We start from the raw sequence: 7,887 nt of genomic DNA, 5'->3' as shown, positions 1-7,887 counted from the left end.
AGAGCTTCCGGGCACGGTGGCTCTTTTTTTATCCTTTGTACCGCACCTCGCGAAGGGGTTCTAGCGTTATATTCCAAAAGAAGGAATCTCATGCCCCGTTTACTCGCCCTGTTTTTTATCTTCCTGATGGTTTCGATGTCTGCCTGCCGGTGCCCGCCCGACGAAGAGGTCGGCACGCTTAGCCTAAGCCCGGAGGCATTGGGCTTCCTCCCCTATTCTGGCGCTGAGGCCCTCACCTTTGCCCGTGCCGATGGGCAAGAGCTCACTTTTACAGCCCCACGTGGTGAGCAGGCGGGCACAGATCAGGTCTGTGTGCGCACAATCTGTACGGAGGCCCGGTACAACAGCCCCTCTAGCTGCGAGTTTTACACAGCGGGCAATCGCCGCTATGTCTTCGTCTCTGATGATAACCGCCACCTCATTGATCTGCTGTTGTACTCCGCCCTTCACGAAGAGGATACCGAAAACTTCTACGATGCCTTGCAGGTCGGTTACTCTGCCGGGGCTCCTGCAATACAGGGGAATACCGCAATTGTGCCGCGGTTCAGCGGTAGCTTTGTGGCTAGCGAAGTGCCCTTCAGCAGCCCCTTGCTCAAGGTAAGCACAGTAGAGCTCAATGGCCGGCAGTACACGGATGTCCTGCAAAAGGCAGAAGGGAACCTGGCGATTTATCTGCAGCCAGGGAAAGGAGTGATCGCTATTTCCGAAAACGGCAATGTGTATACGCTAGTGGAGTAGGGCTCAACGGTAGCGGTATACGGGGTAGACGCCCCCTTTGGGAAAGGTATCCTGCCCGCGCGGCAGTTCGAGAAAGGCATCTGCATCCGCTAGGTTGGCCAGGTCGCCCGACCCTTTGCCTTCAACGGGGGACGCCATGAGCCTGCCGCTCTCTGCATCACTGTATAGGCGCACCTGAAGGAAATAAGTGAGGTCGGGCCGGAAGTGGAAATCACGGTCCAGCATAGCGAAAGCGCCGGGAAAGGCAGGCTGCCCGAGGCACTTCCGCAGCCACGGCCCTACGTAGCGCTGTGTGCACATAAAAGAGGATACGGGGTTGCCTGGCAGCGCAAAAACAGTACACTGCCCTGGCAGCTCCCCAAACCAGAAAGGTTTGCCCGGGCGCTGCTTTACCTTATGCAGGTGTTTCTTTACGCCCAAGTCGGTAAGTGCTGCAGGCACATAGTCGAACTTCCCTTTGGAAACGCCCCCGCTCAGCAGTATGAAGTCGTAAGCTTGCAGGCACCGCTTCAGCTCTGCCCGGGTCGCCTCCAGCTCATCGGAAATGTGCAGCAGCTCAGCGGCCGCGCCCCACTGCCGCAAGGCCGCCTGAATGGTGTAAGCGTTGGAGGTCCGTATCTGATAAGGGGCGGGCGCTGCGCTTACCGGCACGAGCTCGTCGCCAGTGGAAACGATGACAGCACGTGGCATGCGTTGCACATAGAGGTGTGATAGGCCTACTGTTGCTGCTACGCCCAGCTCCGCAGGAGAGAGTGGTGCCCCTGCTTTGACAATGATGTCGCTCTGCCGCCGGTCTGTCCCTTGTAGATGTACATTCTGTCCAGTTTTTACTGCTGCTCCCTCGACAATAGTTGCTTGCCCGTGTTCAATCTTAACATCCTCGTACCTAATGACCGTATCTGCCCCAGCTGGGAGCATAGCACCGGTCATAACTTCTAGGGCTCCCGCTTTATCGTTCAGCGAAAGCTGTGGTGCTCCTGCTGCTTGAGTGCCCTGCAAAGGGAAGGTGCGCAGCCCGCTTTCGTAGGCCTCCCCCAAAATTGCGATGCCATCCATAGTGACCCGATGGAAAGGGGGGAAGTCCCGGTCTGCAGCCATGTCTTGAGCCAAGATGCGCCCGAGGCACTCCTGCAGCGGCACTTTTTCCGTCCCAAAGCTCCGGGCAGAAGCAAGTACGAGTTCTGTTGCCTGTTGGATGTCGATCATAGTAGAGGTCAATAGTGCTAGCCGCCAATAGTGGCCATAGATTCTTGTATAGGGTGGTTGAGCGTGCGCTGTTTTTCAGCCTCCCATCCATCCTTCGCCCGGTTGCCGAGCGCCTGCAGGAAGGTGTCGCGCAGCTGCTCCTGCGTGGCCCCCGCCCGCATGATATCCCTTATGTTGAATACTCCGTCATCGTACAGGCAGGTTTTCAGCATCCCTTTAGGGGTGATGCGTATGCGGTTGCACGTGCCGCAGAACGTACGGCTGTAAGCTGCGATGATCCCTACTGTGCCCTGATGTCCGGGTATTTGATAGTTGTAAGAGGTGGAGTGGGGCGGGTCTGGGACTTTTTCGATGTCCGGGAAATGCGCTTGCAGGTGCGAAAGGATACGCCGGTGGTTCCAGGCCAGCCGCTCGTAGTGGCTGCCCTCCCCGTTAAAAGGCATCTCTTCGATAAAGCGGACGCTCACGGGGTGGTCTTTGCTCAGCAGGGCCATAGGGATGATGTCCTCCGTATTCTGCCCGTCCATGACCACGGCATTAATCTTGGTATCTATACCGTGGTGTAGAAGGGCTTCAAAGGTGTCCATGACCTGAGGGAAGACGTCTCGGCGCGTAATCTTAAAGAACCGGGCGGGGTCTAGTGCATCGAGGCTAAGGTTGACGCTGCTGATGCCCATTGCTTTGAGCTCCGGTACAAGGGGGGCTGTCAGTGTGCCATTGGTTGTGATGTTCACTTTTTCAATGCCGGGAGTGCTGCACAAGGCTTGCAGGAACTTCATCATGTCCCGGCGTACGAAAGGCTCCCCTCCGGTCACCCGCACTTTAGTAATGCCCATTTCCGCAAGGGTAGAGACCAGGCGGATCATTTCTTCATAAGAAAGGAGCTCCTCCCTGCCCACATACTTTATGCCTTCTTCGGGCATACAGTAAAAACAGCGCAGGTTGCACCGGTCTGTTACAGCTAGCCGGACATAATTGATTTTCCGGCCGTGGTTGTCAAAAAGAGATTGGTTAGCGCTCATAGTCACTTGGTTTATGCATTGCGGGCGGCTTATAGAGAGCGTCCATACCGGTTGGAGCCGGGAGCTAGCCTCAATATACACTTTCCATTATGGAGTAACGAAATTTTTCGCGTTTGCGTTGAGCGGCCTGGGGCCATCCTATGGCTTGGCTAATGAAAGAAGGGCAGTACGGGTTGTGGCGTACTGCCCCGGTTGTGCCCGGTATTACCAAATTGGGCGCAACTTTTCCAGCTAGCTTGCTGGCTGTATCGTAACCGCTACCCATTTAGACAGCGGAGTTTTGCTCCCTTTGGCGTAAGCGTCTACTGGCACGAGCACATTAGCTTCTGGGAAATAGGTAGCTATGCACCGGCGCGGGATGTCGTAAGCGACCACAATGAACTGCCGGGCTACCCGGTGCACGCCTTTGTAATCTCCATGCAGGTCGACCACCTGCCCGGCTTTCAGCCCTGCAGATTTGATGTCCTCAGGGTGCATCATGACGATGCGCCGCTCATTGTAAATGCCGCGGTAGCGGTCGTCCAGCCCGTAGATGGTCGTGTTGAACTGATCGTGGCTGCGTATGGTCATCATAATGTACTCTTCATCGCGCAGCGCTTTGTCGGGCACGGTGTTCACGGTGAACACCGCTTTGCCTGAAGGCGTGTTGAACTGCTGCTCCCGTGCTCCGTTGGGCAGGTAGAAGCCGCCGGGCTCCCTTACCCTTCGGTTGTAGTCGTCGAACCCTGGCACAGTCTTTTCAATCGCTTCCCGGATATTGTCATAGTCGCTCACGAGATGTGCCCAATCTATTTTGGAGCGGCTGCCGAGGGTAGCCTGTGCGACTCCGGCCACGATAGCCGGCTCGCTGAGCAAGTGGGGGGATGGCGGGGCTAAGACGCCTTGAGAGCTGTGCACTACGCCCATCGAGTTCTCTACACTGACAAACTGCTGCCCACTGGCCTGCAGGTCTTGGTCGGTCCGCCCTAGGCAGGGCAGTATAAGCGCTTCTTTGCCGTGTATGAGGTGGCTGCGGTTGAGCTTGGTAGAGACATGTACAGTAAGGTCGCACCGCTGCAGTGCTTTGGCCGTGTATTCGGTATCCGGGGTGGCAGAAAGGAAGTTGCCGCCCAAGGCGAAAAACACTTTAGCCTCTTCTTCGTACATCGCTTTGATGGCATCTACTACAGCATAACCGTGCTTTCGGGGAGGTTCAAAGCCGAAGTTGGCTTGCAAGGCATCAAGGAAAGCAGGCTTGGGGGCTTCCCATATGCCCACGGTCCGGTCGCCTTGTACGTTGCTGTGCCCACGTACAGGACAGGTGCCTGCGCCGGGCTTTCCGATGCTGCCTTTAAGCAACAAGAGGTTGACTACTTCGCGGATGTTTTCCACCCCATTTTCATGCTGCGTGAGCCCCATTGCCCAGCAAATGATGATTTTCTTTTTGTTGCGGATCATGGCCGTCGCTTGCTTGATTTGGGCACGCGGCACACCCGAGGCTTCTACGAGGGTTTCAAAATCGTGTGTCTTTAAGTCCTCAATAAAGGCTTCGTAGTCGGTAGTCTTAGATTGGATGAATTCCCAGTCGAACACGGTGCCTGGCGCTTGCTGCTCTTCGTGCCAAAGCTGCAGCATGATCGCTTTGAGCAGGGCAACGTCTCCATTGATTTTGACCTGTAGGAAAAGGTCGGTCAGTTTGGTGCCGCCGCTGAGTATTTTGCCGGGCCGCTGAGGGTTGATGAAGTTTTGTAGCCCTGCTTCTGGCAGGGGGTTGACGGTGATGATCTGTCCGCCGTTTTCTTTGCAGCGCTCTAGGGCAGAGAGCATGCGCGGGTGGTTGGTGCCTGGGTTTTGGCCAATGACCATAACGACCTCTGCCTCATAGAAATCGGTAAGGGTTACGGAGCCTTTGCCTATGCCCACCGTTTGGGAAAGCCCCTGCCCGCTAGACTCATGGCACATATTGGAGCAGTCCGGAAGGTTGTTGGTGCCGTATTCCCGTACAAACAGCTGATAAAGGAATGCGGCCTCATTGCTAGCCCGGCCAGAGGTGTAAAACACCGCCCGGTCGGGGTTATCGAGGGCATTGAGCTTGCGCCCAATCAGTTGGAAGGCCTCTGCCCAAGAAATAGGCTCGTAATGATTTTGGCCTTGCCGAAGCAGCATAGGCTCTGAAAGCCGGCCTTGTTTGCCTATTTCGTAGTCGGTCCACTCCAGCATTTCAGGAATGCTATGGCTGGCGAAGAAATCCTTCCCAATGGTTTTCTTTTGGGCTTCCTCTGAGATGGCTTTGAGGCCGTTCTCGCAGTATTCGCCGAGCTTAGACCGGTCATCGTCGGGGTCAGGCCAGGCACAGCCCGGACAGTCGAAGCCCCCCTTTTGGTTGAGCCGGAACATGGTCTTGACCGCTTGCCCGGGCGCCATGTACTTTACAGCATGGCCCAAAGCTGTAGTTACCCCTTTGATGCCTGCGGCCTTGCCTTTTATTGCACCTAGGCGGAGCCCCGTAAAGCGTTCCGGCGGCTGTGCACCGGGGGTGGGCGCGTGTGAGGCTACTACAATATCGTGCCCTTTGTTTTCTATTCCATTGCCGTTCGGTGTGTTCTCTTCCATGGTCAAATATGCTGCGTTCAAAAATTTATGCTATCGGGCAAAGCAGCTACAGCCTTGCACTATACAAAAGTAAAAGTAATGCCTAGGGCTAGATAACGCTATTTTATCAAAACCTTCGGAAGGTTTGAGAAAATGGTTTTATTTTTTAATTCTGCAATATGGTTACTTTGTAGAAGTAAATTTTGAATCCTTTAAACAAGAGCATTCGGGCGGATACCATAGATAAAAGGCATGATCTGGTGGAAAGCCCGAAGCACAAAAAAAACTCAAATAGTATGGCATTGTTCTCCTTTCTGGACCGAGACCACTCTGTGGCCAAACCGGGCTACAACCGTTGGCTGGTACCGCCGGCTGCTTTGGCTATCCACCTTTGTATTGGGCAGATTTACGCTTACAGTGTATTTAACAAACCTATGACCCGCATCATTGGGGTCACTGAATCCGCACCGTCTGATTGGGAGCTTACTACGCTGGGGTGGATTTTTTCGATAGCGCTGTTCACGCTGGGGGCTTCTGCTGCTATTTTTGGGAAATGGCTTGAGCGGGTAGGCCCTCGCAAAGCGATGTTTGCTTCTGCACTTTGTTTTGCTGGCGGTTTTTTCATTGCTGCGCTAGGGATCAACTTGCATCAGATATGGCTGGTTTACCTGGGGCACGGGGTGATCGGCGGCATCGGGCTTGGGCTGGGCTATATTTCTCCTGTCTCTACGCTGATCAAATGGTTCCCGGACCGGCCGGGCATGGCGACCGGCATGGCGATAATGGGTTTTGGCGGTGGCGCGATGATCGCTTCTCCCCTCAGCGTAGCCCTGATGGATACTTTTAAGTCGGCTACTTCAACGGGGGTAGGGGAGACTTTCTTGATAATGGGGGCAATTTACTTCCTGTTCATGATGTTTGGGGTGTTTACCGTCCGTGTGCCCCAAAAAGATTGGAAGCCGGAAGGTTGGACGCCGCCCAAAGCTTCCAAGCGGCATATGGTGGCCAAGGGGCATGTAGATGCTGATATGGCGATCCGCACCCCTCAGTTTTATCTGCTCTTTGGCGTGTTGATGCTGAACGTTACTGCTGGCATCGGCGTGCTGGGGCAGGCTTCGGTTATGATTCAGGAGATGTTCAGCGTGGCATCTGTAGGAGAGAAGGCTGCTGTCTCTGCTGCCGCCGCAGGGGGTTTTGTGGGCCTGCTGAGCCTGTTCAATATGGCGGGACGTTTCTTTTGGTCGTCCTTATCTGACCGCATTGGGCGCAAAAACACTTATAACGTCTTTTTCCTGCTGGGCGCTGTCCTCTACTTCGCAGTACCGAGTATTGGCAATATGGGCAGTATCGTCCTTTTCGTCGCTTGTTTCGCTGTTATCATGAGCATGTACGGGGGAGGCTTTGCCACTATCCCGGCCTATCTGCGCGATATGTTCGGCACTGCACAGGTGGGGGCCATTCATGGCCGGCTGCTTTTGGCCTGGTCAGCGGCTGCTATCCTTGGCCCGGTGCTGGTCAATTATATCCGCGCCTATCAAATCGAAACTTTACAATTGCCTGCAGCCCAGGCTTATTCGATTACGATGTACATCATGGCTGGGCTCTTGCTCGTCGGCTTTGTGTGCAACATCATGGTCAAGCCGGTAGAGGAAAAGTACATGATGAAGGAAGGAGAAGAAGCTGGCGCTTTCAGCCCCGTGGCCAAGCCTGCTTGAGCCGGACTGGCGAAAGCTGCTGAAGCTCGGAATGTTTTTATGAACTAATTGTGTCCAAGCCCGAACAGGTGCAAGGTATTGTTGTTGATTATCAATGTCTTGCCCTGTGCTGGCGAAAAAAAACGAAATATGTCAACGAAAGAAAGTAAACTGACGTCCGGGGCGTTATTAGCCTGGCTTTTTGTTGGGATCCCCTTGCTTTGGGGGATTACGCAGACTCTCATTAAATCTATGGCCTTGTTCAATTGAGAATAAGTTCACCCCGAGTTGCTCAAGCCTGCTGCCTAGCCCCTGCTTTTGCAGTGCTAAAAAGCAACAGGCCCTCATAAAGCCAATGGTTATGCCCAACCAGTTAAAACAATACGCTCAGCAGCTGACGAACAGCTTGCAACAGGCTATTTCCCTCCACCATCATCAGCTGCAAAAACTGGTGGAAAGTGGTAAGCTGAAACAGGAGGAAGCCCTGCAGCTTGCACAGGAGTATGCTGCGGCCTTGGAAGCCGAAGGGGCGCCTGTGGAGTGGGCTGGTGCAAAGACTTTGGTAGAAGCCGAGTGGCTTCAGAACTGGCAAAGGTATGTGCAGGATGCAAGCTGGAGGCTGGGGCTGTATGAGCAACAAAAAGGGGGGGATGAGG

7 protein-coding genes are annotated in these 7,887 nt (G+C 54.4%); 4 read left to right on the top strand and 3 right to left on the bottom strand.

Features of this window, described 5'->3' with window-relative positions:
* Positions 1-90 precede the first annotated feature (90 nt).
* Positions 91-738, top strand: coding sequence for a hypothetical protein (locus tag FRY97_RS21115; protein ID WP_147169612.1), 648 nt, complete (start codon positions 91-93; stop codon positions 736-738).
* Positions 739-741: 3 nt separating this feature from the next.
* Here the strand turns inward: FRY97_RS21115 and FRY97_RS21110 are convergent, their stop codons facing one another.
* The 3 genes from FRY97_RS21110 to FRY97_RS21100 form a co-directional block, all read right to left on the bottom strand.
* Positions 742-1,944, bottom strand: coding sequence for a molybdopterin molybdotransferase MoeA (locus FRY97_RS21110; RefSeq protein WP_147169611.1), 1,203 nt, complete (start codon positions 1,942-1,944; stop codon positions 742-744).
* A gap of 17 nt (positions 1,945-1,961) precedes the next feature.
* A complete protein-coding gene (moaA, locus tag FRY97_RS21105) occupies positions 1,962-2,966 on the bottom strand; it encodes a GTP 3',8-cyclase MoaA (protein ID WP_147169610.1) in 1,005 nt (334 codons plus the stop codon).
* 231 nt (positions 2,967-3,197) lie between these two features.
* Positions 3,198-5,558: an FdhF/YdeP family oxidoreductase gene (locus FRY97_RS21100; protein WP_147169613.1), complete on the bottom strand. Its 2,361-nt coding sequence runs from the start codon at positions 5,556-5,558 to the stop codon at positions 3,198-3,200.
* Between the two features lie 275 nt (positions 5,559-5,833).
* Here FRY97_RS21100 and FRY97_RS21095 point away from each other — a divergent pair, with 275 nt between their 5' ends.
* The 3 genes from FRY97_RS21095 to FRY97_RS21090 all read left to right on the top strand — a co-directional run.
* Positions 5,834-7,252: an L-lactate MFS transporter gene (locus tag FRY97_RS21095; RefSeq protein WP_147169609.1), complete on the top strand. Its 1,419-nt coding sequence runs from the start codon at positions 5,834-5,836 to the stop codon at positions 7,250-7,252.
* 129 nt (positions 7,253-7,381) lie between these two features.
* Positions 7,382-7,501, top strand: coding sequence for an MFS transporter small subunit (locus FRY97_RS23470; RefSeq protein ID WP_449430743.1), 120 nt, complete (start codon positions 7,382-7,384; stop codon positions 7,499-7,501).
* A 91-nt stretch (positions 7,502-7,592) separates the two neighbouring features.
* A partial coding sequence (locus tag FRY97_RS21090; protein ID WP_147169608.1) for a hypothetical protein occupies positions 7,593-7,887 on the top strand: 295 nt, incomplete at its 3' end.

This window comes from Phaeodactylibacter luteus (genome assembly GCF_007993045.1).
Taxonomy (GTDB): Bacteria; Bacteroidota; Bacteroidia; order Chitinophagales; family Saprospiraceae; genus Phaeodactylibacter; species Phaeodactylibacter luteus.
Note: the sequence above shows the minus strand (reverse complement) of the source record. Positions and strands in the feature narration are given on the sequence as shown.